Below are 24,911 nucleotides of genomic sequence, written 5' to 3'. Positions count from 1 at the left end.
GCCACGCGGTGTGATCGAATGCACAAAGCTTGCAGCTTCAGACTTGCCGCAGAGTTGTGTCAAGTGCGCGGGCGGCGACCCGATCGCCTTCGGTCGTCAGGGTCGCGCTGAATACGGTTTGCCGGTTGTGGCCCGCCGCGGCCGGCGAATCCCACAACAACTCGACTTTCGGACGGCGGCCCAGGACGCCGTGCACGAGCGCCGGCGCCGCGCCCGAACCCATCGGCACAGCCGGTGCCCCCGGCTCGCCTGCCGCACCGAAGGCGATCGCGGGAGTGGGTGCCGGCGTGGGGCGGGCATCCTGCCCGGCCGCCCAGCGCACCGACAATTCACGCGCATCGTATTGGCCGACCTTGCGACGCTCGGCCCATACGATCACGGTGCGCGTAGCCGGATCGAGCGCCACCGCATAGCGGCCGATCGCAAAGCGCCGCGCGGCGATGTTGGTTCGCCACAGCGGACGAGGCCGGCAGATCCACAGGACGGCCACGTACAGGATCGGCGCGGCCAGAAGCCAGCCGTTGGTGGCCGCCACGGCCTGCGCGGCGCGGCGCCAGCCGGCGCTCGCCACAAACGCGCCGACCGACCAGACGGCAAACAGAAAACCGAGAAAGGCAAACAGACGCAGCGCCTGCCGCAGCCATTGCGGCAGCGGATGAAACGGGCGTTCGGCCACGGCGCGCGCGCCGGGCAGGAAGATCAACAGGAACAGGAATACCAGGTTGATGCATGCCCACGGCGAGGACACCATCGCGGACAGCGCCGCGCCCAGGTCCATCTGCGCCATCGAGAAAAGCCAGCGAGCGACAAGCACGAGACCGATGGCGCGCAACGCGAAAATCGTTCCGGCGCCAGGCGCGGCGTTCGCACGCGTCTCTTTCGTTCTCGCCAAGGCATCCTCCTGTCGTCGGCGGCGCCGCAGCCAAATTTGCGGCACGGCCATTATAGGGATATTACCGAGAGTGGCCGATTCTTGACCCGCGGAATTCCACACTTTCGGCCACGCGGCGCAAAAAACGCGGCGCGCAAGCAACAACGCCCCGTGAGCGGGAATGCTCACGGGGCGTTGCTGGCCGCGCTAGCGGGCGCCCGAAAGCGCCCGTTCAGCCGGCTTGACTGCCTGACCTATTGCCAATCAGCTGCCGATCAGTTGCAAATCAGCTCGCGTTGACCTCGCGCAGCACCGTGCGGTGCTTCTGACGCAGCAGTTCTTCGTAGGTGGCGACGTAGTTCTTCGCCATGACCTTCGACGAGAAGCGCGATTCGAACGCCTTACGCACGGAGGCGCGCGGCAGCGTGTGCAGACGCTTCACGGCAGCGACCGCGCTGATTTCGTCTTCGACGACGAAGCCCGACACGCCGTTTTCGATCACTTCCGGCACCGAACCGCGGTTGAACGCGATCACCGGCGTACCGCAAGCCATCGCCTCGATCATCACCAGACCAAAGGGCTCCGGCCAGTCGATCGGGAACAGCAGCGCGTGCGCGTTGCCGAGGAACTCGGTCTTTTCCGCTTCGCTGATTTCGCCGATGTATTCGACGTGCGGCAGCGACATCAGCGGCTTGATGACTTCCTCGTAGTACGCGCGGTCAGCCTTGTCGAGCTTGGCGGCGACCTTGATCTTCATGCCGGCCTGCTGGGCGATGCGGATTGCCGTGTCCAGACGCTTTTCCGGCGAAATACGGCCAAGGAATGCGAGATAGCTCGGCTCGACATCCTTGATTGGCGTGAGCAGGTTTTCCGGCAGCCCGTGATAGACGGTTTGCAGGAAGTTCGCCTGCGGCAGCGGAATGCGCTGGTTGTCCGAAATCGACACGACCGGCACGTCGCTGAACGTCTTGAAGATCGGCTGCAGTTCCGGTAGATCGAGACGGCCGTGCAGCGTCGTCAGGAACGGCACCGGCTGACGCGCGAACAGCGAGAACGGGTAGTAGTCGATGTGGAAATGCAGCACGTCGAATTCGTCCGCGCGGCGGCGCACTTCTTCGAGCAGCAGCATATGCGGCGCCATCACGTCGCGAATCGTCGGGTCCAGACGCAACGCCTGCGGCCAGAACGCTTCGAGTTTTGCGGAGGTCTGCGAATCGCCGCTCGCGAAGAGCGTGACGTCGTGGCCTTGCTCGACCAGCGCTTCGGTCAGATAGGACACCACGCGTTCCGTCCCACCGTACAGCTTGGGAGGAACCGCCTCGTGCAACGGAGCGATTTGAGCGATTCGCATAATGAAGAACTCCTAGTAAAAAATCAGGCAAAAGTACTGCGTTGGGTAAAAGCGACTCGCTTTGCTCGCCAGGGCAGTCGGGCCGGACACGCCGGCGCGGGCCTGATTCTTTCGAGAAATCCTGCGATGGATCGCTTGGGGTATGAGCCCGGACTGGCTGCTCGCCGTCTGCGCATGTGCGAGTAAACGCATATGCAACATCTGCGTTGACAACTGTCAAATTTTTCCGCGGGCCTACAAGGCATGCATTATCGGTGCCGGCGTTCTCGCTGCACCACAACATTTCAAAGTCTTTACGTTGTTACAAACGCGAAACACTTTGCAAACCCTTGTTTTCTAAGACAGTTCTACAGTGGCAACTGGCTTGCGGCGGTGACCGTCAAGCCGACATCTGTAAGCTCGCGCGTCGAGTTTGCCGGCAAGCGTTGAAGAATTGCCGCATTGCGGTTGAATGCAATCTGTAATTATATCCCGAAATTGTCCGCGTCCTGCGTGAACCACTTGCCCGACTGCGGGTCGAGCAAGTGAAGGTCGCGGCGGTCTATCGCGAAATCAGTCGCGTCAACGCCCGGATACACAGGGCGCAATCGCTTTTGCGTGTTTACAATGCGAAGCATCGGCTTCGCGGCGAACCCTATTTTGCGTGGGCCCGCGCTTTGCATGCACAACCCGAAATACCTCGACCTCACGATCAATTGGAACACTTAACCATCGCCCAGCGTAACGCCCAGAACGCAAAGCTCGCGAGCTATGCGCACCGGCCGCTTGCGTTTCTCTTCCGCTTTATCCGCCGCCATCCGCTCGCGCATGCGATCGTGCTGTGCAGCGTGTTTGCGGCCGTGGGCTGTGCGCTCGCTTCACAATACGCGATCAAACATCTGATCGACGTGCTCGGCGAAGGCCGGCATCATCCCGGTCCGTTGTGGGGGGCGTTCGCCATCCTGGTCGGCCTGATTGCCGCCGACAACCTGCTGTGGCGGGTCGGCGGCTGGGTTGCCGCGCACACGTTCGTCGCCGTCACCGGCGACCTGCGCCGCGACCTGTTCAAGTATTTGAGCGGACATTCGCCGACCTACTTCTCCGAGAAACAGCCCGGCATGCTCGCGAGCCGGATCACGGCGACCTCGAACGCGGTGTACACGGCCGAGAACACCACTGCCTGGAACGTACTGCCGCCCTGCATCGCGGTGCTCGGCGCAATCGTCATGATCATCGCGGTGAATCCGCTGATGGCCGGCGGCTTGATGCTGTGTTCAGCAATTCTGTCGGTCGTGCTGTACAAACTCGCGGGGCGAGGCTCGGCGCGTCACCATCATTTCGCCACCAGGGCGGCGTCGGTGGACGGTGAGCTGGTCGACGTGATTAGCAACATGGGCCTCGTGCGCGCGTTCGGCATGACGTTTCGCGAACAGCAACGGTTCGGTGCGACGGTCAAGGCCGAGATGGACGCGCGCCAGCAGAGCCTGCTGTATCTGGAAAAACTGCGCCTGCTGCACGCGGTGATCACCGCGCTGCTCTCGGCGGGCTTGCTCGGCTGGGCGCTGTGGCTGTGGGACCAGGGCAAGGCGACCTCCGGCGACATCGTGCTCGTCAGCTCGCTCGGCTTCACGATTCTGCACGGCACACGCGATCTGGCCGTCGCGCTTGTCGACGTCACGCAGCACGTGGCGCGGCTCGCGGAAGCGGTCCGCACGCTGCTGGAGCCGCACGGCATGCCGGATCGCGACGGCGCGACCGAACTGGTGCCGCAAGGCGGCCGGGTCGATTTCGAAGGCGTGACCTTCGCGTACCCGCGCCGCCGGGCGATTCTCGATCATTTCGATCTGCATATTGAACCCGGCCAGCGCGTCGGCCTGATCGGCAAGTCGGGCGCGGGCAAATCCACCGTGCTGGCGCTGCTGCAGCGCTTCTACGAGACGCAGGGCGGCGCGATCAGGATCGACGGCCAGGACATCGCGTCGATCACCCAGGACAGCCTGCGCCATGCGATCGCGGTGGTGCCGCAAGATATCTCGCTGTTCCATCGCACGGTGTACGAGAACATCGCCTACGGCCGCCCCGAAGCGAGCCGCGAAGAAGTGGTCGCGGCCGCACGCGAAGCGCGTTGCTCGGACTTCATCGAAGCGATGCCGGAAGGCTTCGACACGATCGTCGGCGATCGCGGCGTGAAGCTGTCCGGCGGACAGCGTCAGCGGATCGCAATTGCGCGCGCAATCCTGAAGAACGCGCCGATCCTGCTGCTCGACGAAGCCACGTCCGCGCTCGACAGCGCGTCGGAAGAAGCGATCCAGAAGGCGCTCGACCGGCTGATGGTCGGCCGCACCGTGATCGCGATCGCGCACCGGCTGTCGACGTTGAACAACTTCGACCGGATCATCGTGATGAGCGCCGGCAAGGTCATCGACGACGGCAGCCCGGAAGAGTTGCGCCAGCGTCCGGGCCTGTATCGTGACCTGCTCTCGAAGCAGTACGGCAAGGGCACCACGCTGCACATCGGCGGCAAGAAGGTCGACGAACAGCACGTGGTCTGAACGCGGCGCCGCGCCGCGCGAAGTTACATGCACGCCAACGATAAAGCCGCTCTGACAAGCGGCTTTATCGTTTTTCAGATGCCCTGAAGCACACGGCCCGGCAGCAGCATCGCAAAGACCTGAACGGCGCCTACCCCGTCAGACTCTCACGCACCGTCTGCTTGCCCGAGCCTGCCCGCACCTTCCTGCTTCTGCTGGCCTTCGCGCTGTCCACGCTCTGCAAATCGCGCATGAAGTTATCGCGCCACACTGACACATTGTTCTCGCGCAACTGCACCATCATGTCGCGATAACGCGCCTGACGCTCCGCAAGCGGCATCGCAAGCGCTTTAGCAAGGGCCTCGGCCATCCCGTCGATGTCGACCGGATTGACGATCAGCGCCCCTTCCAGTTCCTGCGCCGCGCCGGCGAAGCGCGACAGCACGAGCACGCCGGGATTCTCCGGGTCCTGCGCCGACACATACTCCTTGGCGACGAGGTTCATCCCGTCGCGCAACGGCGTAACGTAGCCGACGTGCGCGGTGCGAAACAGCGCGGCCAGCACCGAGCGTTCGTACTGCTTGTGGATGTAGAGGATCGGCGTCCAGTCCAGTTCGGCGAAGCGTCCGTTGATGCGCCCCGACTCGCCTTCGAGCTGCAAGCGGATGTCCTGGTACGCGTGCAGGTCGGCGCGCGTCGGCGGCGCGATCTGCAGGAACGACACCTTGTTGCGCTGTGCGGCGGCATGTTCGATCAGCCGCTCGAACGCGCGGAAACGTTCGACCAGCCCCTTCGAATAGTCGAGCCGGTCGACGCTCATGATCAGCTTGCGCGAATGCAGCGTCGCCTTCATCGTGCGCACTGGCTTGCCGCGCTCGCCCGCTTTCGCGAGTTCAGCGATCTCGTCCGGATAAACGCCGATCGGATAAGCCGCCGCGCGCAACGTGCGGCCGAACGCGTGGATGGTCAGCGGACCGCGAGCCGACGTGTCGACCGTGCCCGCCGCTTCATTGACGATGTAATCGCAGAACGCGCGCAGATCGGGCCTGGTCTGGAAGCCGAGCAGATCGAACGAACAGAGCGCTTCGACCAGCTCGCGATGCGGCGGCACAGCGAGCAGCACCTGCGAAGCTGGAAATGGAATATGCAGAAAGAAGCCGATGCGATTTTTCACGCCGGCCGCGTGCAGCGCCTGCGCGAATGGAATCAGGTGATAGTCGTGAACCCAGATCACGTCGTCTTCGCGCAGCAGCGGCACGAGTTGCTGCGCGAGCCACGCATTGACGCGCCAGTAACCCTCGAAGTCGTGCCGGTCGTATTGCAGCAAGTCGGCGCGATAGTGGAACGCCGGCCACAGCGTGGCGTTCGAGAAGCCGCGGTAGTACTGATCGTAATCGCGGCGCATCAGCGCGACGGTCGCGAAAGTCACGGGACCGCGTTCCTCGACCTTGATCTGCGGCTGGCCCGAACTGAGCACATCGCCGCTCCAGCCGAACCACATGCCGCCGGTTTCCTTCAGCGCGTCGTACACGCCGACCGCCAGACCGCCCGCCGCCGGACCGCCCTCCGAGATGGGCGCAACCCGGTTCGATACGATGATCAGTCGGCTCATGAAGCGCGATTCCCGATGCAGTGCGTGGTTAGCTTAAAGCGATGCGGCGCGGCGTTCATGCTGCGCGCGCCGCCGCGACGATGGTCTCCAGCCAGTCGAGCAGCGCCGGCACCGAGTCGATCCGGGTATGCGCCATGGTCTCGCCGGCGCCGACCTTGATCGACAGGCCGCCGCGCTCGTTGACGACGGCAAAGCCTTTCTCGTCGGTCAGATCGTCGCCGGCAAACACCGGCTTGCGTCCGACGAACGGCGGCTCGTCGAGGAACGCGCGCATCGCGCGGCCCTTGTCGACGTCCTTCGGCTTGATTTCGTAGACCATCTTGCCGGGCTGCAGAACATACGAGCCGGGATAGTCGGCCACCAGCCGCTGGGTGGCTTCACGGGCGAGCAGCTCGCGGTCCGGCGCATTGCGGTAGTGCAGCGCGAGCGCCGCGCCCTTGATCTCCAGCAGCATCCCGGGGTGTTCGTTGACGACCTGCGCGAGCACCTGCTCCATGCGCAGGAGCCGCTCGTCATGAAAGCCGATCCGCTGCGTGTCGCCGTTCGCGTCGCGCCGCTCGGCCCCGTGCAAACCGGCGATCGGCAGATCGGGCATGCCGAGGAAAGCATCGATGCTGTCGATGCCGCGGCCCGACACGATCGCCAGCGCGCCGTTCGTCAGGCTGCGCAATTCGGTCAGCAGATCGATCACGCGCGGTTGCACCAGCACGCCGTCTGGCGTGGGGGCGAGTTCGACGAGCGTGCCGTCGAAATCGAAGAAAAATGCCGTCTCGCTCGGAGACAGAACAGCCGGAAGTGCTTGCATCGCTTGGGTTCGCCTTTCAGCCTTCTGCGGCTGGAAAAGTGTGCGCATCTTACCGCGCATCCGTCAATTTTTCGAGGAAGTAAGCCGCGGCGCCCGGCCCGCGGGGCGCCGCGCGCCCGGGCTTGCGACGATCGCGTTCAAAAAGAGAACAATCCGGCTTCAGCGAGCTTTCACCCGGGCTGCGTCAAATTGCCTCGCAAACCACGCGCCACGGGCGTTGCGCGACGCCGTCGGCGATTTTGCGCTACAGTCGCAGCCACACAGACGCCCTGCCGTGAGCCCATATTTGCATACTATGGATCGCCACGCGCCGTCGGGGAATCAGGCGAAATCCGGCTGCGCCGTTGATTGGCGGCCATTGCCTGCCATCGCTACCGCATGCGCCGCTCTTCAATCGAGTCATTGAACCCTGCTTTGTTCCCGCTCATCTCGTCCCGTCGCCCCCTGCTGAATCCCGCCGCACGGCGCGGGGGTCGCTTCATGAGCGAGCTCGTGCGCCGGCTCGCGCTGACGATGACCATAGGCGCACTGACCGCGCTGGCCGCTTGCACGCATCACGCCGAACCGTGGCAGCTGACCAATGTGACCGGCCATCTGCCGGATCTCGACTTCACGCTGACCGGCGACGACGGCCGCCCCGTCAACGGCGATTCGTTCAAGGGACGCGCGTCGCTCGTCTACTTCGGCTATACGCATTGTCCGGATGTGTGTCCTGAGACGATGGGCCGGCTGATGCAGGTGCTCGGCAAGCTCGGACCCGACGCGCAGAAGGTGCGCATCCTGTTCATCACCGTCGATCCCGCGCGCGACACGCCGCAGGCGTTGCACGACTACGTCGGCGCGTTCGACGCGCAGCACGCCGAAGGCCTGACCGGCACCGACCGGCAGATCGAGTCGCTCGCCAAGCGTTATCGCGTTGCCTACCAGATGGAGAAGCGCGACCCTAACGGCAACTACGAAGTCACTCACAGTTCCGCCGTCTACGTGTTCGACAGCCAGGGCCACGCGCGCCTGCTGGCCACCGATCACGACACGCCCGATACGATCGCGCAAGACCTGCGCCGTATCATTGATGACCGTTCCTGACCTTTCCCGAGTCCATTCATGTCGATCAAGATCAAAACGTTCGCTTCACTGAGCTGCGCGCTCGCCCTTTCGTTCGGCTTCGTCGCTGCCGCGCACGCGGCTGGCCCCAATGCAATCAGCGTCAAGGACGCATGGGTCCGCTGGCTGCCGAACAACTTGCCCGCCGCAGGCTATGCAACCCTCGTGAACGCGAGCGACAAACCCGTCGACCTCGTCGATATTTCGAGCAACGACTACGGCGACGCGATGCTGCATGAGACCGTGTCGAACGGTTCGTCGCAGAAGATGGTGATGGTCGATAAGCTGACGGTGCCCGCGCACGGCCGGGTGTCGATCGCGCCGGGCGGCTATCACGTGATGCTCGAAGACGCGAAGCACAAGGTCGCACCGGGCGACACCGTGCATCTGACGCTGAAGTTCTCCGACGGTGAGACGCTCGACACGCCGTTCGTCGTCAAGTCGCCGGCCCAGACCAAGTAACGCGCCGCGATGAATCTGCTCTACTGGCTCGATCCCTGGGAATTCTCGCCGACCGTCGTGATCGCGCTGCTGGTGCCGGCGATCCTGTTCGTGCGCGGCGCGCGGCGCGCGAAGCTGTCGCTCGCGCGGCGCATTTCCTTCTGGTTCGGGCTGGTGGCGCTGTACGTGGTGCTGCATACGCGGCTCGATTATTTCTTCGAGCATGAGTTCTTCATGCATCGATTGCAGCATCTGGTGCTGCATCACCTCGGGCCGTTTTTCATCGCGCTGTCGTATCCGGGCGCGGCGTTACGCGCCGGCATTCCGTTTGCGTGGCGGCAGCGCTTCGTACGGCCCGCGCTACAGAGCCCGGTGGTGCGCAAGCTGCTCGACGTGGTGATGCATCCGGTCGTCGCGGTCACGCTGTTCGTCGGGCTGATTTACTTCTGGCTGCTGTCGCCGATTCATTTCGTCGCGATGCTCGACTGGCGGCTGTATCGCGTGATGAACTGGAGCATGGTGATCGACGGCCTGCTGTTCTGGTGGCTCGTGCTCGACCCGCGGCCGGCGCCGCCCGCGCGTTTGTCGCCAGGCAAGCGTGTGCTGGTGGTGATCGCCGCGATTCCGCCGCAGATCGTCCTCGGCGCGTTTATCTTTTTCACGCCGCACGAGCTGTATCCGATCTATTCGATTTGCGGCCGCGCGTTCACGTGGCTCAGCCCGATGCGCGATCAGCAGATCGGCGGGCTGCTGCTATGGATTCCGGGTTCGATGATGAGCGTGATCGGCGCGCTGATCGCGCTGCGTCACTGGATGCGGCTGTCGGCACGCGGACGGTTGCGCTCCGAACGGCGTGCGACGACGGCGCGGGGCGTGGCGCATGGCACGTCGGCAGCCAGCGTGCGCGGACAGCGCTGATGCCTGTGGTTTGAAGCGCGGCGACGCGATTGATGCGAAGCGCGCCGCGCGCATGCGCCCTAAAACAAGCTCACGCCGAACGCATCCACACGTGCGGGATGCCGTCGTCGTCGTGAATCTCAGAGACCGGCGCGAAGCCGAACGCGCCATAGAAGCCTTGCAGATGCGCCTGCGCGTGCAGACGAATCGGCGTACCGGGCCACTGCGCGCGGATATGCGCGATCGAGCGTTCGAGCATCGCATTGCCTAGCTTGACGCCGCGGAATTCCGCCGTGGTCAGCACGCGTCCGATGCGCACGTCGGTATCGTCGGCATCGGGCAGCAGCACGCGCAGATAACCGGCCAGCGGCGGCGGTGCTGAGTCGACGGCGGGGCCATAGGCCAGCAGATGCCAGGCTTGCATATCGAGCCCGTCGACATCGCCATACACGCAGTTCTGCTCGACGATGAACACCGCGTTGCGAGCGGCTAGCATCTCGTAGACTTCGATGTTCGTGAGGTCAGCGAAGGTTTTCCAGCGCCATTCGAGTTGGGCGAGCCGCGTCGCGGCGATTGGTTGCGAAGCGGTCATCAGGTGCTTTCAGAAAAGAGGCGCCACGTTCGGGCGACGGTGTGCAATTATGCCGCGCGCGAAGCCCTTAAGCCACGTCACGCGTCGGGCCGCGATGTTCGATGCGGCAACGCACGCGAAGCGGCATTGCATCGGCAAGCTCGCTATCGCGCTGCCCGCGCGCTTAGAAAACCGCTTCGACAGGATGCGCGAGACACTCGATCAAATTGCCGGGGCCGCATAGATGCAGCGCGCCGACCACCACCAACGTGCGCTGGCGCTCGTCGAGCCGTTGCTTCAAACGCGCGGCCCATGCGCGATTGCGCGCATCGAGAATGGCGTGACGGATGCCCGGCAGATTGAACATCGGCGATTCGGCCGCGATCCGCTGCACCGCTTGCAGATCGCCATCCAGCCAGGCCTCGTGCATCCGTTCGAGCGTGCGCTGAGGTTCCTCGCGATCGGCCATCAGCAAGCGGAGCGCCGCGCCGACGGCTTCCAGTGGAATCGTTTCGAGCGCCGCTGCCACGTCCTGCGCAGTCTCCAGATAGCTAAAGGGCTTGGCTTGCGCGATCGCGGAGCGCAGCATGCGCGGCTCGACGCCTTCGACGACCTGCTGAAACAGCGTCGGCGCAACGATCAGCGCCGCCCACGGGCGCAGTTCGACGAGCGGCGCCAATGCTCCTTCGACGGGCCACACTGCCTGTAGTTGGCTCCACGCGTCGGCCGGCAGCAATGGCAGCAGTTGGGCGGCGCCGTGCCGCGGGTCCGCCTTCAGAAACGGCAGGATGGTCGGCGGATCGGATTCCAAGACCAGCGCTTCCGCCCAGTCGTAGGCTTCGGCAATCCATGGCGGCGTTCTGCGGCTCGTCGAGGGAAACAGATGCATCGAGCCGAGCAGGCGCACATTGGTGCCGGTGAGTTGTAGGTACATGCGGCCTCGGGATGAACGGGCACTCACGCACAAAGTACGCGTGCAGTTCTGCAATCGGATTGGTAACGCGCGGCATCGTGAACGCGTCAGATGGTAGAAAGACGATCTGCGAAAAATACAGTTCCGTTCGGACCGGCCGATGAAGCGCTAACCATGCATTGTGCGCCGCATCCGTCGTGAGTTACGCGGACTATCAACCCCGCTCGCGGATCAGCCACAGCAAAGCGGCCAAGCCATCTGCGCTCACCTCGCAAGCAGGCCGATTATTCACCCACCGCCCAATTTCGGGCACATGCGAGAAGGCTTTGTAAGTTTGCCCCGTCGATTGAACCGGGCCGACGTTCTGTGCCTGAGTGATCATCGCGGTGTCGCCCTGCTCGATCTGTGCAATCCAGTCGCCTTCCGATTCGATCTTGAGCGCCTGAAATTTTCCCGCCGGCACTTCGACGGTGTCTGTCCCCACCACCTTGTATTGCGAGTTCCACTTCTGCGACGCGAACATCTTGTTCGGGTGCAGTTCCGTGTAGTCGACGCTCGAGGTTTTGCCCGGCGACAACGGAAACGCAAACGGCCGGTTGACGACCGCTTCCGCGCCATCCAGGTTGCGCTCGCGGCTCCAGTCGGAGCCGGCGACCATTTCTCTCGGCGCCTGGGCCGAGCCCACCCACTTTGATTCTTAGTAGATGTGAGACGGCGTTGCGCGCAGGACGGTCACTTCGTCGCGGGTCTGACGCCAGCCCAACGACACCCGCTCGATGCTGCTGACATAGGTTCACGTATCTCCGCTTTTGATGGCCGGAGCCGATGCCGATTGCGCAATTGCCTGCAAGGGCAAGCCAAGGCTCAACAGCGCGACAGCGTTTATGGTTTTTCCATTGGCCGAAATTCAGCAATTGCGGCGGGGCCGCCCGCCCGGTACTTTTACTTTGCCGACCATAAAATAGTGACGCCCTACGCGTCGTTCGACGCATTAAATAATCAACAGAATCAAGTCGAAAGACAATTAAACATGGACGAAAGCCCTTGAAAAACCATTGATAAAAAGACATGCCATTGCGACTGCGCGCACTTGTATGGCGCGTGCCGTTCGGGCGATCAGTTCAGGAATCGCTATTTAACTTCGAGTCACCGACGAGCGCTCGGACACTGCGATCTACTCGCAATGAGAAGCATATTGATGTGCGCGACGAAGCGCATCGCTGATACAGCGTCATCGTCGTCGCGAAACGCTACACACCGCCCGCACTTGCATCGAAAAAAGTGCCGCGGAAAAAAGAAAAGCCCCGACAAGTCGGGGCTTTTCTTTACATCAACTACTGGAGGCGCGAGCCGGAGTCGAACCGGCCTAAACGGCTTTGCAGGCCGCTGCATAACCGCTTTGCTATCGCGCCGCAAGCGGACTGGAACCTAGCTGCAGGCTCGCAGATTTTGTCCGGCGGACAATCGAACAATCGGAACGATCGGCCCACCAAACAAAAAGGGAAGCGCTGCTTCCCCTTATGTATGGAGCGGGAGACGAGGCTCGAACTCGCGACCTCAACCTTGGCAAGGTTGCGCTCTACCAACTGAGCTACTCCCGCATTGCACTGCTTCACAACGCGCTGCACTTTTACTTCGCCAAACAACGCGGTGCTTCAAGAAACTGGAGCGGGAGACGAGGCTCGAACTCGCGACCTCAACCTTGGCAAGGTTGCGCTCTACCAACTGAGCTACTCCCGCATTGTGCGGCTAACTACTTACACTAACTACCGCCTTATTTACCGCAACTACTCTGCTTCTGCGTCCGTCGCTTCAAACTGCGTGCATCGGAGAAACGAGATTATGGAGAAACGACTGAAACGTGTCAACCCCTTTTGCGAAGGTCTTTAATGAAAAGTTTTCGCTGATACTTGTGCGATCACGCCACGCCGCCGCGCTCGCGGATCTGCGGCCACGCGAGCTTCATGTAGTAGAGCATCGACCAGATCGTCAGGAACGCGGCCAGATAGATCAGCCACAGGCCCCACACGCGCGTGTCGACCACCGCACCGCCGCCGAACGGCAACGGTCCGTAGAACAGCAGCATCGGAATCGCTACCATCTGGCAGACCGTCTTGAACTTGCCGAGCGAATTCACCGCGACGCTCTTCGACGCGCCGATCTGCGCCATCCACTCGCGCAACGCCGAAATCGCGATCTCACGTCCGACGATCACCAACGCGATCGCCGAGTCGATCCGCGCGAGCTGCACGAGCACCAGCAACGCCGCCGTCACCATCAGCTTGTCGGCGACCGGATCGAGGAACGCGCCGAACGCCGAGGTCTGATTCCACTTGCGGGCCAGAAAGCCGTCGAACCAGTCGGTGAGCGCCGCCAGAATGAAGATCGTCGCGGCCGCGAGATTGCGGTGCGCGGGGCTCATCATCATGTCGGGCAGATAGAACACGCCGACGACGAGCGGAATCAGGACGATCCGCAGCCAGGTCAGGAAAATCGGGAAATTGAACGGCATGGGCAGGCGCAGCGTCTGACGAGTGAGATGCAATTGTGCCGTGTCGCAAGGCCTGCCACAAGCAACGCGGCGCGCGGGCGTTGGCACGCGGGCCGCACGGGTGTCGTTTTGGCGGGCGCTTGTCGGGCGCGGCGTTGTCGCTTGCCGGTCAGCTATTAGCCACTCATCGACCGCTTATCGCTCCTCCCCGACCGACGAGCCGCCCCGCCATATTCAGTGCAACTGCCGATAAATCTGCTCGGCCAGCGCCTGCGAAATTCCTTCGACGCTCGCCAGATCCTCGACGCTCGCGGCGACCACGCCGCGCAATCCGCCGAAGCGCGCGAGCAGCCGTTGACGTCGTTTTGCACCTACCCCTTCGAGTTGTTCGAGCCGCGAGGTCTGGCGCGTTTTGCCGCGCTTCGCGCGCATGCCGGTGATCGCGAAGCGGTGCGCCTCATCGCGAATCTGCGCGACCAGCATCAGCGCGGCGCTTTCCTTGCCGAGCTCGAGCGGCGCGCGGCCGTCGGCGAAGATCAGGGTTTCGAGACCGACCTTGCGGCCCTCGCCCTTGGCGACGCCGACCAGCATACCGGTATCGAGGCCGAGTTCCGTGAACACCTGGCGCGCAATCTCGACCTGACCCTTGCCGCCATCGATCAGCACGATTGTCGGCAAAATGCCGCCCGCTGCCGCCGGCTGCGCGGCATCCGCCGAGAGCGACGGATCGGCGGCGTCGCCTTGCAATTCGGCGGCTTCGTCGGCGGCATTCGCGGCGGCCTGCGCGACCATCTTCTCGTAGCGGCGCGTGAGCACCTGGCGCATCGCCGCGTAGTCGTCGCCGGGCGTGATGCCCGTGATGTTGTAGCGGCGGTATTCGGACGACTGCATCTTGTGATGGTGATACACCACGCACGACGCCTGCGTCGCCTCGCCCATCGTATGGCTGATGTCGAAGCACTCGATGCGCAGATGCGCGAGGTCGTCGCACTCCATGCCGAGCGTGTCGGTGAGCGCGCGCGTGCGGGCCTGTTGCGAGCCTTGCTCCGACAGCAGGCGGGCGAGCGCGAGCCGCGCATTCTGCTCGGCCATCGCGAGCCACGCGCGCCGTTGCCCTTGCGGCTGACGCAGCACGGTCACCTTGTGGCCGGCCTGCTCGATCAGCACGTCGACCAGTTCGCGCGTGGCCGGCGCGTGGCTGACCACCAGCACTGGCGGCACGCGATTGCCCAGGTAATGCTGGGCAATGAACGCTTCGAGCACTTCGGATTCGATTCCGTTTGATGCGGCCCCTTCGCGCGGCTTCGATGGTTCGGAGGCGGCGGGGTTGGCGTCGGCGTTCTCCGCTCCTTCAGCGTCTTCGTCTTCCGATGGCATGTCTCGAGCGATCGCGAGCGCGTCGGAAGCGTCGGCATCGGCCGATTCGTCTGCGCCACTCGCACCCTGCTCCACCGCCGAACCCAAACCCGCGCCGCTGTTATCGACATCAGCCAGCGCTTCGCCCCCACCCTCTTCCAGCCCGCCTTCATCCGCCGTCAACGCGCTTTCCACATGCGCGGGGAAATACGCCTTGTCACCGAGATGCCGTCCGCCGCGCACCATCGCGAGGTTCACGCAGACGCGCCCGCCCAGCGCGACCACCGCGAGAATGTCGACATCGCTATCGCTGCCGACTTCGATCGCCTGCTGATGCAGCACCGTCGACAGCGAACTCATCTGGTTGCGCACCGCCGCGGCCTGCTCGAACTTCAGCTCGCTCGCGAACGCGTGCATCTTCTGCTCGAGCTCCTTCATCACCTCGCCCTGGCGGCCGAGCAAAAAGCGCGACGCGTTGGCGACGTCGCGCGCGTAGTCTTCTTCGCTGATGGCCGCCACGCACGGCGCCGTGCAGCGGCCGATCTGATGCAGCAGGCAGGGCCGCGTGCGGTTGTTGAACACGGAATCTTCGCAAGTGCGCAACTGGAACACCCGCTGCAGGATCTGGATGCTCTCGCGCACCGCCCACGCGCTCGGAAACGGACCGAAGTACTGATTCTTGCGATCCACCGACCCCCGGTAATAGGCCATACGCGGAAACTTGTGACCGGTCAGTTTGAGGTACGGATACGACTTGTCGTCGCGAAACAGGATGTTGTAGCGCGGCGCGAGCGCCTTGATCAGATTGTTTTCGAGCAGCAGCGCTTCGGCCTCGGAGCGCGTGACGGTCGTCTCGATGCGCGCGATGCGCGTCACCATCATCGCGATGCGCGGCGACAGCAGCGTCTTCGTAAAGTAGCTCGAGACGCGCTTCCTGAGGTCGCGCGCCTTGCCCACATAAAGCACGGCGCCCTGCGTATCGTAATAACGATAGACGCCAGGCAGATGTGGCAGTTGGGCGAGCACTTTTTTCGGCTCGAATGCGTCGGTTGCTTCGGGTTCGGTCATGCAGGGTCGATTGGGTGGGACGGTCTCGCGAGGCCTTGCGCCGCGTGCCGCGCGTCCCGGCGAAACTGGCGCGCGCAATCGTGGTCGAGGCTTTAGAATCGCCAGTTTAGAACATTCCGCGCGCGTTCGAACCCTGCTGTGCGCCGAACCCGGCAACGCTTCGGCCCCGCGCGAGGGTGGCGGCGCGGCGCTATGAGGGTCCAGCGCCGCGGGGTCGTCCACCGCCGCGGCCGCCGCCAACCGTTCGACACCGCCACCCAGGTCACCATGTCCACCGTTGCCCCCCGCACCGAACAGCCTGCTGCCTCCGTCGCGATTGCCTGCGACATCTTCTGCGCGGTGATCGACAACTTCGGCGACATCGGCGTGTGTTGGCGCCTCGCGCGCCAGCTCGCGAGCGAGCACGGCTGGCAGGTGCGCGTGTTCGTCGACGATCTGCATGCATTCCAGAAGCTGTGCCCGTCGCTCGCGCTGGACCGCGCGCGCCAGACGGTCGGCGGCATCGTCGTCGAACACTGGCGCGAGCCGGCCCATGCGGGCGACACGCTCGAAGTGGCCGACGTGGTGATCGAGGCGTTCGGCTGCGAACTGCCGCCGATCTACGTCGCCGCGATGGCCGAGCGCGCGCGCGCGCCGGTCTGGTTCAACCTCGAATATCTCAGCGCCGAGGACTGGGTTGCGGATTTTCATCTGCGGCCGTCGCCTCATCCGCGCTATGCGCTGACCAAGACGTTCTTTTTCCCGGGGCTTGGCCCCGGCACGGGCGGCGTGCTGAAGGAGCGGCATCTCGACGCCGCGCGCGCGGCCTTCGACGCGTCGCCGGCGACACGCGAAGCGTGGTGGCTGCAAACCACCGGCCGTGCGCCGCCGCCCCCCGGCGCAACCGTCGTTTCGCTATTCGCCTACGAAAACCCCGCCGTCGACAGCCTGCTCGAACAATGGCGCGACGCCGCCGCACCGGTCGTGCTGCTGGTGCCCGAAGGCCGCATTTCCGGCGCGGTGGCGCGCTTTTTCGGCTTGCCGTCATTTACCGCGGGCTCGTATGCGGCGCGCGGCAACCTCAGCGCGCATGCGCTCGCATTCACCGCGCAAGCCGGCTACGACGCGCTGCTGTGGGCGAGCGACATCAATTTCGTGCGTGGCGAAGATTCGTTCGTGCGCGCTCAATGGGCTGCGAAACCATTCGTCTGGCATATCTACCCGCAAGCCGACGACGCCCATCTGCCGAAACTCGACGCCGCGCTCGCCCACTACGCCCGCACCCTGCCCGCGGACGCGCGCGACGCGCTCTCACGCTTCTGGCACGCGTGGAACGGCGCGGGCCAGCCGGAATGGGCCGAATTCCGGCGCCACTGCCCGGCGCTCGAGCAGCGCGCGGCCGAATGGGCGGGTGAACTCGCCGAAGTAGGCGACCTCGCCGGAAATCTGGCCTTGTTCGCAAAAACTCAGTTAAAATAAGCGGTTATCCAACGGCCGACGACGCAAGCGCGGCCCGAATCGCAGCAACGAGCCCGGTCAATTCCGGCTGGTCGGCCCGCTGACCAATCCGGCATCGAATAATGCATGACGCGCCCCAGCCTTCTGGTGAGTGGTGTAAATGTAAAAAAGGGACGTATGTTGTGGCTCGGCGCCACTCGTGTACACGCCCGCACAGGGTAAAAAGCAGGTAACGGATCGTCGGGAATGGCGGAAATCACAGCGCGGCGCGATGCGGCCTGCTTCCGCCCGTCCCGCGGCAAGCCGGCCGCGCTTCTCGCACTCAAGCCCCGGTGCCGCTTCCATGCGGTGCGGCGCGCAGTGAGCGAGGCGCCGAAGCCGTTTGCGCCGTATGCCGTTGAGCAAAAAGTTGAAGCTACTTATTTCGTACAGGACAGTTTTATGAAGACCGCACAGGAACTCCGCACCGGCAACGTCGTGATGATCGGCGCAGACGCAATGGTCGTGCAAAAGGCCGAATACAACAAATCGGGCCGCAACTCCGCCGTCGTCAAGATGAAGTTCAAGAACCTGCTGACCGGCGCAGGCATGGAAAGCGTGTACAAGGCAGACGACAAGTTCGACGTCGTCGTGCTGGAGCGCAAGGAAGTGACGTACTCGTACTTCGCCGACCCGATGTACGTGTTCATGGACGCCGACTACAACCAGTTCGAAGTCGAAAGCGAAATGATGGGCGACGCCCTTCACTACCTCGAAGACGGCATGGCTTGCGAAGTCGTGTTCTACAACGAGAAGGCCATCTCGGTCGAACTGCCGACCACGCTGGTCCGCGAGATCATCTACACGGAACCGGCTGTCAAGGGCGATACGTCGTCGGGCAAGGTGTTGAAGAACGCCAAGCTGACCACCGGCTTCGAACTGCAAGTGCCGCTGTTCTGCAACATCGGCGACAAGATCGAAATCGACACCCGTACGCACGAGTACCGCAGCCGCGCTTAATGCGCCTGCAAGCCTGAAAACACGCGCCGGCGCAACGTCGGCAGCGCGAAAAAAATGGCAAAAAAAAAGCGCCCGATTTGGGCGCTTTTTCTTTTTGGAGCCGACGTGTATGGTTAAGGAAAACTTTACCGGCACTATTCTCGAAATTGCCATTTCGCCACCCACAGTTCCCGTTTCTCCGTTGACAAACCGTTGATAAGTCTAAGCAAATGTCCGTGGCACATTCCATGCTCTGATCGAAGATAGGCTAGTACGGCTTATTTTCCTCAACTCGGGAGATGCACCATGAATAACGACATTGCTGAAGGCAAGTGGAAACAGATGATCGGCAAGGCAAAAACCGCATGGGGCGAACTGACGGACGACGAACTAACCAAGGCCGAGGGACGCGCCGACAAACTTGCCGGCCTGATCCAGGAACGCTACGGAAAAACCCGCGAACAGGCGGAACTCGAAGTGCGCCGGTTTTTCGACAGCAACCGGGATTTCTGACAGCCCGGATGCAAGAACTACAGGCGCCTGGCCCGCGCGCCGTGGCCGTGATGAGTTGTCGTCATGAAACGGCGCGCAGTGGGCGCGTCACAGTAAAGCCAAGGGACCAGAACTACGTGAATCGAATCGCCGACCGCCCCGCCCGGCTTGTTTTTGGCCAGGTGTTACGTCCATGCCAACCAGGCCGCCGCTGGCGCCCCGGGATGGCATGCGCCGACCTTGTGGCGCGGCATCCGAGCGATCGTACCGGCCAGCCATCGCGCCCGTTTCGCGCGCCAGCCGAGGTAGTAGCGGCGCAGCGGGTATCCATCCATCTAAAATTGCGCTCGCCATGCCACACGCCCTGATTGTTGAAGACGATCCCAATAGCCTCTCCGGCCTGTCCGCGATCCTCGCCGCCGACGGTTTCTCCGTCGACACCGCGACCACGATTGCCGAGGCCCGGGCGGCGCTGACGCGCTTCATTCCCGATGTCGTGCTGGTCGACCTGAATCTGCCGGACGGCAGCGGGCTCGACCTGTTGCAGCATCTGCCCGCGCATCCGCCAGGCGGCGCGTTGCCCGTGATCGTGATGACCGGCAATGCCACGGTCGAGAGCGCCATCGAGGGATTGCGGCACGGTATCTGGGACTACCTGCTCAAGCCGGTCAACATCCCGCGTTTGCGCAGTCTGCTCGCACGCATTCCGCGTCCGTACGAACTGACCGAGGAAGTTCAGACGCTGCGCGCGTCGCTGCGGCAACTCGGACGCTTCGGCTCGATGCTCGGCCGCAGCGGCGCGATCCAGCACGTGTACGACACGATCGAACATATCGCGCCAACCGAAGCCGCCGTGCTGATTTCCGGTGAAGCCGGCACCGGCAAGCAGGTCGCGGCGCGCACGCTGCACGATATGAGCCGGCGCCGCAAGGGTCCGTTCGTCACGTTCGACTGCCGCGGCGCGGGCAGCGTCGGCACGCATCGTTCGCTCGACAGTTTGCTGTTCGGTCACGAACGCGGCGCGTTCGGCGGCGCCGAGCAGCGCGAGCCGGGCCTGTTCGAGCAGGCGAGCGGCGGCACGCTGTTCATCGACGAAATCGCCGACTTGCCGCGTACGCAACAGGAAGCGCTGTTGCGCGCACTCGACTCGCAGACGTTCATGCGGGTCGGCGGCACGAATCAGGTCGCGACGGACTTCCGGCTGATCGCGTCGACCCGCAAGTCCGCGCGCGCGGCGGTAGCCGACGGCAGCCTGAATCAGGATCTCGCGTTGCGTCTCGAAGCGGCCGCGGTGATGCTGCCACCGTTGCGCGAACGCGGCGACGATCCGGCGCTGATCGCGCAGGCCGTGGTTGACGAATTGAATCACGATGTGACTCGCGAGGCGGCTGTGCGCGGCACGTCCGAGGTTGCCAAGCAGATTGGTCCGAACTTCCTGCGCGAGTGTCTTGCGTACGAATGGCCGGGCAACGTGCGCGAGTTGCAGGACCGCGTGCGGCGCGCGTATCAAGCGTCGGGCGACGTCCTGGAGTCGTTGCGCGCCGACGAGGCTGCGTCGGCGAACGGCCGCGATTTGGATGGCAGCCGCGTGCAGGTCACGGTCGGCACGCCGCTCGCGGATGTCGAGGAAATGCTGATTCGCGCGACGCTCGATGCGGTCGGCGGCACGCGGCACCGGGCGGCGTCGCTGCTGGGGATCAGTCCCAAGACGCTGTACAACAAGCTGCAACGCATGCGGTTAAACTGAGTTTGGTCGATCAGCTCACCGACCGAAGCCCACAAAAAAACGGCGACTTGATCGAATCAAGGCGCCGTTTTTTCACTCGGGCCGCTCGCAATATTTGCCCGACCTCGGCACCCTATGCGAACGCGCTGCGCAGCAACGCCTGCGCCTCCAGATACTGCGGGTCGGCGACCAGCTTGCTCCACTTCAACGCCTTGCCGCGCGGCTGCATCCGCTTGATGCGTCGCCGCGACGCCTTCGACGGCGTGAAGCGCAGCGCATGCAGCACCTTCTCCGCTTCGTCCGGCTGATTGCAGATCAGCACCATGTCGCAACCGGCCTGCAGCGCGGCGGTGGCGCCTTCGGTCAGCGTCCCGCCCTGGCGCGCGGCTTCCATCGACAGGTCGTCGCTGAAAATCGCGCCTTCGAAGCGCAGCTTCTTGCGCAGGATGTCCTGCAGCCAGATCCGCGAGAACCCCGCCGGCATCGAATCGACTTGCGGATAGATCACGTGCGCGGGAATCACCGAGCCTAGCGACAAGCCGAGCCAGTCGTACGGCGCCACGTCGTCGCGCAGGATTTCGTCGAGCGATCGGTCGTCGACGGGCATCGCGACGTGCGAGTCCGCGTGCGCGAAGCCGTGCCCCGGAAAGTGCTTGCCGCAATTGCTCATGCCGGCCAGCGTGAGACCGTGGTTCAGGCTCTTCGCGAGCAGCGTCACCACGCGCGGGTCGCGATGGAACGCGCGGTCGCCGATCACCTGCGACTGCCCGTAGTTCAGGTCGAGCACCGGCGTGAAACTCATGTCGATGCCGCACGCGCGCAACTCCGCCGCGAGGATATAGCCGACCGCGGTCGTCACCTTGGTGGCGTGCAGCACATCGCTGTCCCATAGCGCACCGAGCTTGCCCATGGCCGGCAGCACCGTGAAGCCGTCGGTGCGAAAGCGCTGCACGCGCCCGCCCTCGTGATCGACGGCGATCAGCAAATCCTTGCGCACCGCGCGGATCGATTCGGTCAGCGCGATCAGCTGCGCGCGGCTCTCGTAGTGGCGCGCGAACAGGATCACGCCACCGGTCATCGGATGGGCAAGGCGGCGTCGGTCGGCGTCGTTCAGCGTTTTGCCGACCACATCGAGCATCACCGGTCCGGGAGTGGTTTTCATCGAATTCCGCAAGAAAAAGGCGTGGGGCAAAGGAACGCGCGGCCGGCATGGACCGCGCTCAATGTGTTTTTTATCCGGCTGTGGTCGGCGCGTCCGTTGCGCCCGCTTGCGCCGTCTCCGCGATCACGAACGACACCGCGTAATCGCGCTCGTCGCTGATCGTGACGCGCGCCGTGATGCCGCGCGCGTCGAGCCAGTCGGCCAGTTCGCCGGACGCCACTACCATCGGCTCGCCACTCGGCTTATTGAGCGTTTGCAGCGCGCGCCAGGTCATCGGCCAGTGCATGCCGAGGCCGATCGCTTTCGAAAACGCTTCTTTCGCCGAGAACCGCGTGGCGAGGAACGCGAGGCCGCGCGCCGCCGAGCGGGCCTGGCGCGCGTGATAGATGCGCAGCTCGTCGGGGCCGAGCACCTTCTCCGCGAAACGGCCGCCGGTGCGCGTCATCACCGCGGCCACGCGGCTGACCTGAACGATGTCGGTGCCGATGCCGTAGATCGCCATGCGCGAGGCCGCCGTATTACGCGCGCGCGCCGAGACGCGCGGCGACCATGATCGCCTTCATCTCGCGCACCGCGTTGTCCCAGCCGGCGAAGATCGCGTGCGCGACGATCGCATGACCGATGTTCAGCTCGACGATCCCGTCGATCGCCGCAATCTGCTGCACGTTCGTGTAGTGCAGCCCGTGGCCCGCGTTGACCTTGATGCCGAGCGTCATGCCGAATTCGACCGCGCGCACCACACGCTCGTATTCGCGCTGCTGTTCGGCGGTATCGCGCGCTTCCGCGTAACGGCCCGTGTGCAGTTCGATCACCGGCGCGCCGGCTTCATGCGCCGCGCGAATCTGCGTCTCGTCCGGATCGATGAAGAGCGACACACGCGAGCTCGCATCGCCGAGCTGTTTGCATGCGGCGCGCACCGCTTCGAACTGGCCGGCCACATCGAGGCCGCCTTCGGTAGTCAGCTCCTGGCGCTTTTCCGGCACGAGGCAAACATCGTGCGGCTGCACTTCGCAGGCAATGTCGAGCATCTCCTGCGTGACCGCGCATTCGAGGTTCATGCGCGTCTTCAGGAGGGGGCGCAGCGTGCGCACGTCGGCGTCGACGATATGGCGGCGGTCTTCGCGCAGATGCAGCGTGATCACATCCGCGCCGGCCTCTTCGGCCATCAGCGCCGCGCGGATCGGGTCGGGGTAAGACGTGCCGCGCGCGTTGCGCAGCGTAGCGACGTGATCGATGTTCACGCCCAGGTCAATCACAGTCGGAGACGTAAGAAAGAAGCTCATAAGTTCTGCAAGTCGATCAGGATCTGGCGCGTCGCGAGCGGCGTGCCGCCAAGGTAAGTGTTGAGCAGAAAGCGCATCAGCGTTTTGCTTTGCGCCACGGTCTGCGCTCGATGGTAATCGTCCTGTTCCATGTCGAGCAAGGTTTGTCCCGCGACCACCGGCCATTGCGCGGGCCAGTCGTCGGATGCTTCGCGCACGCCGCGCTCGGGATCGAATACATAGCGCCCTTCGGGCAGCACCGCTTTGCGCGCGACCGTGCGATCAAGCGCCATCGCGTAGCCGGTTTCGCGCAGCAGCACGCGTTCGAACGAACGCAACACCTGCACCGGCGGCTCGTCGTGGGCGAGACGCGTCATCGTGACGACGTAGTGATGGAACAGTTGCGGATGCGGATCTTCGCGCGCGCAGAACTTGACCAGCAGCTCGTTGACGTAGAAGCCGCAGAGCAACGCGCCGCCGGTCAGCGGCAGCATGCCGCCGACCCATTCGGCGCCGGTCAGCGTGCGCACTTCGGACTTGCCCGACCACGACAGCGCAAGCGGCTGGAAGGTCTGCAACACGCCGCGCAACGCGGAGTGCGGACGCTTCGCGCCCTTCGCGACGAGCGCGAGACGGCCGTGATCGCGCGACAGCACGTCGATGATCAGACTGGTCTCGCGATACGGATAGCTATGCAGAACGAAAGCCGGTTGCTCCGCTATCCGGTATTCGGAAACGGAGGTGCGCGGCGCGCGGCGCACCGGTGTTTTACGCGGCTCGCCTTCGGCACCTTCAGCGCCGCCTGCAGCACTTTTACTGGAGGATTTTTTGGCGCTACGCGCCGGTTTGGACGGCTCGCGCGCCGGCGCGGCCGGCTGCGGCTCGTCCGGCGCGGCGTCGGAATTCAGCGTCATCCACGCGTCATTCGTACCCATACGCACGGAGTCCGGCTTCGTTGTCGGCCCAGCCGCTCTTCACCTTGATGAAGGTTTCCAGATAGACCGGTCCGTCGAAGAGCCTTTCCATGTCGAGGCGCGCTTCGGTGCTGATCTGCTTCAGCTTCGCTCCCTTCTGCCCGATGATCATCGCCTTGTGCGTATCGCGATCGACCATGATGGTCGCGAAAATTCGGCGCAGGCGTCCTTCGGTTTCGAACTTGTCGATCAGCACGGTGCTCGTGTACGGCAGTTCGTCGCCGGTCCAGCGGAACACTTTTTCGCGCAGGATTTCCGCGGCGAGGAAGCGCTCGCTGCGATCAGTCAGGTCGTCTTCGCCGTAGATCGGCGCGCCTTCCGGCAAAAACGGCTTGACGGTCGCCATCAAACGTTTGATGTCGTCGGGATGCTTGGCCGACAGCGGCACGATCTCGTTGAACTGGCGCAGCGCGCTGACCTGCTGCATGAACGGGAACAGCGAGTCCTTGTCCGACACGCGGTCGAGTTTGTTCGCGATCAGCAGCGTCGGCACCGACGGCGGGATCAGGTCGAGTACTTTCTGGTCGTCGGCGCCGAAGCGGCCGGCTTCGATCACGAACAGGATCGCGTCGACCGAAGTCAGCGTAGACGTGACCGCGCGATTGAGCGAACGGTTCAGCGCGCCGCTGTGCTTGGTCTGAAAGCCCGGCGTGTCGACGAAAATGTACTGCGCGTCCTCCAGCGTGTGAATGCCGGTGATGCGATGGCGCGTGGTCTGCGCCTTGCGGGACGTGATGCTGACTTTCTGGCCGACCAGCGCGTTCATCAGCGTGGATTTGCCGACGTTGGGGCGGCCGACGATCGCGACCATGCCGCAGCGGAAACCAGTGGGAGTGGGAGCGTTCATGTTCGGGCTACGGCAAGTTCAGATCGGCACGCGGAAATAGCGC

22 protein-coding genes and 3 tRNA genes are annotated in these 24,911 nt (G+C 63.9%); 8 read left to right on the top strand and 17 right to left on the bottom strand.

What is annotated here, in order from left to right; translation table 11 throughout:
- Positions 1-37: 37 nt before the first annotated feature.
- A complete protein-coding gene (locus P0D89_RS05580; RefSeq protein ID WP_408357069.1) occupies positions 38-892 on the bottom strand; it encodes a hypothetical protein in 855 nt (284 codons plus the stop codon).
- 265 nt (positions 893-1,157) lie between these two features.
- A complete protein-coding gene (locus P0D89_RS05575) occupies positions 1,158-2,222 on the bottom strand; it encodes a glycosyltransferase family 4 protein (RefSeq protein WP_408357071.1) in 1,065 nt (354 codons plus the stop codon).
- Between the two features lie 695 nt (positions 2,223-2,917).
- Here P0D89_RS05575 and P0D89_RS05570 point away from each other — a divergent pair.
- Positions 2,918-4,753 (top strand): ABC transporter ATP-binding protein, encoded by a 1,836-nt coding sequence (locus P0D89_RS05570; RefSeq protein WP_408357073.1) that lies wholly within the window; start codon positions 2,918-2,920, stop codon positions 4,751-4,753.
- A 130-nt stretch (positions 4,754-4,883) separates the two neighbouring features.
- Here the strand turns inward: P0D89_RS05570 and otsA are convergent, their stop codons facing one another.
- Both otsA and otsB read right to left on the bottom strand, forming a co-directional pair.
- Entirely contained in the window at positions 4,884-6,344 is a 1,461-nt protein-coding gene (gene otsA, locus P0D89_RS05565; RefSeq protein WP_408357075.1) for an alpha,alpha-trehalose-phosphate synthase (UDP-forming), read from the bottom strand.
- 55 nt (positions 6,345-6,399) lie between these two features.
- Positions 6,400-7,149 carry a trehalose-phosphatase gene (otsB, locus tag P0D89_RS05560; RefSeq protein ID WP_408357077.1) on the bottom strand — a complete coding sequence of 250 codons (750 nt, stop codon included), beginning with the start codon at positions 7,147-7,149 and terminating at the stop codon, positions 6,400-6,402.
- Positions 7,150-7,527: 378 nt separating this feature from the next.
- Here otsB and P0D89_RS05555 point away from each other — a divergent pair, with 378 nt between their 5' ends.
- Genes P0D89_RS05555 through P0D89_RS05545 form a run of 3 tightly spaced genes read left to right on the top strand, consistent with a single transcriptional unit; the run spans position 7,528 to position 9,612 of the window.
- Positions 7,528-8,235 carry an SCO family protein gene (locus P0D89_RS05555; protein ID WP_408357079.1) on the top strand — a complete coding sequence of 236 codons (708 nt, stop codon included), beginning with the start codon at positions 7,528-7,530 and terminating at the stop codon, positions 8,233-8,235.
- Positions 8,236-8,253: 18 nt separating this feature from the next.
- Positions 8,254-8,715 carry a copper chaperone PCu(A)C gene (locus P0D89_RS05550; protein ID WP_408357081.1) on the top strand — a complete coding sequence of 154 codons (462 nt, stop codon included), beginning with the start codon at positions 8,254-8,256 and terminating at the stop codon, positions 8,713-8,715.
- Positions 8,716-8,724: 9 nt separating this feature from the next.
- Positions 8,725-9,612: a cytochrome c oxidase assembly protein gene (locus P0D89_RS05545; protein ID WP_408357083.1), complete on the top strand. Its 888-nt coding sequence runs from the start codon at positions 8,725-8,727 to the stop codon at positions 9,610-9,612.
- 70 nt (positions 9,613-9,682) lie between these two features.
- Here P0D89_RS05545 and P0D89_RS05540 read toward each other — a convergent pair whose 3' ends face one another.
- The 8 genes from P0D89_RS05540 to uvrC all read right to left on the bottom strand — a co-directional run bounded on the left by P0D89_RS05540 (position 9,683) and on the right by uvrC (position 15,990).
- Positions 9,683-10,183 (bottom strand): GNAT family N-acetyltransferase, encoded by a 501-nt coding sequence (locus P0D89_RS05540; RefSeq protein WP_408357085.1) that lies wholly within the window; start codon positions 10,181-10,183, stop codon positions 9,683-9,685.
- A 163-nt stretch (positions 10,184-10,346) separates the two neighbouring features.
- Positions 10,347-11,096: a TraB/GumN family protein gene (locus tag P0D89_RS05535; protein WP_408376218.1), complete on the bottom strand. Its 750-nt coding sequence runs from the start codon at positions 11,094-11,096 to the stop codon at positions 10,347-10,349.
- Positions 11,097-11,289: 193 nt separating this feature from the next.
- Entirely contained in the window at positions 11,290-11,733 is a 444-nt protein-coding gene (locus P0D89_RS05530; RefSeq protein ID WP_408357089.1) for a hypothetical protein, read from the bottom strand.
- A 680-nt stretch (positions 11,734-12,413) separates the two neighbouring features.
- Positions 12,414-12,487 (bottom strand) — tRNA-Cys (locus P0D89_RS05525).
- A 113-nt stretch (positions 12,488-12,600) separates the two neighbouring features.
- Positions 12,601-12,676, bottom strand: a tRNA-Gly gene (locus P0D89_RS05520).
- 63 nt (positions 12,677-12,739) lie between these two features.
- Positions 12,740-12,815: transfer RNA gene (locus P0D89_RS05515), tRNA-Gly, on the bottom strand.
- A gap of 178 nt (positions 12,816-12,993) precedes the next feature.
- The gene (gene pgsA / locus P0D89_RS05510; RefSeq protein WP_408357281.1) at positions 12,994-13,587 is read right to left on the bottom strand and encodes a CDP-diacylglycerol--glycerol-3-phosphate 3-phosphatidyltransferase; all 594 of its coding nucleotides are present in this window, start codon (positions 13,585-13,587) and stop codon (positions 12,994-12,996) included.
- 213 nt (positions 13,588-13,800) lie between these two features.
- Positions 13,801-15,990 (bottom strand): excinuclease ABC subunit UvrC, encoded by a 2,190-nt coding sequence (gene uvrC / locus P0D89_RS05505; RefSeq protein WP_408357091.1) that lies wholly within the window; start codon positions 15,988-15,990, stop codon positions 13,801-13,803.
- A 267-nt stretch (positions 15,991-16,257) separates the two neighbouring features.
- On the opposite strand from uvrC, the gene earP reads away from it, so the two are divergent.
- The 4 genes from earP to P0D89_RS05485 all read left to right on the top strand — a co-directional run bounded on the left by earP (position 16,258) and on the right by P0D89_RS05485 (position 20,644).
- Entirely contained in the window at positions 16,258-17,448 is a 1,191-nt protein-coding gene (earP, locus tag P0D89_RS05500) for an elongation factor P maturation arginine rhamnosyltransferase EarP (protein WP_408357093.1), read from the top strand.
- Between the two features lie 420 nt (positions 17,449-17,868).
- Positions 17,869-18,426 (top strand): elongation factor P, encoded by a 558-nt coding sequence (efp, locus tag P0D89_RS05495; protein ID WP_042322091.1) that lies wholly within the window; start codon positions 17,869-17,871, stop codon positions 18,424-18,426.
- A gap of 285 nt (positions 18,427-18,711) precedes the next feature.
- Positions 18,712-18,918 (top strand): CsbD family protein, encoded by a 207-nt coding sequence (locus P0D89_RS05490; protein ID WP_408226153.1) that lies wholly within the window; start codon positions 18,712-18,714, stop codon positions 18,916-18,918.
- 331 nt (positions 18,919-19,249) lie between these two features.
- Positions 19,250-20,644 carry a sigma-54-dependent transcriptional regulator gene (locus P0D89_RS05485; RefSeq protein ID WP_408357095.1) on the top strand — a complete coding sequence of 465 codons (1,395 nt, stop codon included), beginning with the start codon at positions 19,250-19,252 and terminating at the stop codon, positions 20,642-20,644.
- 112 nt (positions 20,645-20,756) lie between these two features.
- On the opposite strand, the gene nagZ is transcribed toward P0D89_RS05485, so the two are convergent.
- The 5 genes from nagZ to era form a co-directional block, all read right to left on the bottom strand.
- A complete protein-coding gene (gene nagZ / locus P0D89_RS05480; protein ID WP_408357097.1) occupies positions 20,757-21,785 on the bottom strand; it encodes a beta-N-acetylhexosaminidase in 1,029 nt (342 codons plus the stop codon).
- A gap of 70 nt (positions 21,786-21,855) precedes the next feature.
- Positions 21,856-22,287: a holo-ACP synthase gene (acpS, locus tag P0D89_RS05475; protein WP_408357099.1), complete on the bottom strand. Its 432-nt coding sequence runs from the start codon at positions 22,285-22,287 to the stop codon at positions 21,856-21,858.
- Between the two features lie 16 nt (positions 22,288-22,303).
- A complete protein-coding gene (gene pdxJ, locus P0D89_RS05470; RefSeq protein ID WP_408357101.1) occupies positions 22,304-23,068 on the bottom strand; it encodes a pyridoxine 5'-phosphate synthase in 765 nt (254 codons plus the stop codon).
- The gene (gene recO / locus P0D89_RS05465) at positions 23,065-23,982 is read right to left on the bottom strand and encodes a DNA repair protein RecO (RefSeq protein ID WP_408357102.1); all 918 of its coding nucleotides are present in this window, start codon (positions 23,980-23,982) and stop codon (positions 23,065-23,067) included. Before recO ends, pdxJ begins: the two co-directional genes overlap by 4 nt.
- Positions 23,969-24,868, bottom strand: coding sequence for a GTPase Era (gene era, locus P0D89_RS05460; protein ID WP_408357104.1), 900 nt, complete (start codon positions 24,866-24,868; stop codon positions 23,969-23,971). The genes recO and era overlap by 14 nt, the downstream gene beginning before the upstream one ends.
- Positions 24,869-24,911 lie beyond the last annotated feature (43 nt).

This window comes from Paraburkholderia sp. RL18-085-BIA-A, assembly GCF_046027075.1.
In the GTDB taxonomy this organism is placed as follows: domain Bacteria; phylum Pseudomonadota; class Gammaproteobacteria; order Burkholderiales; family Burkholderiaceae; genus Paraburkholderia.
This window is presented reverse-complemented; position numbering and strand designations above follow the sequence as displayed.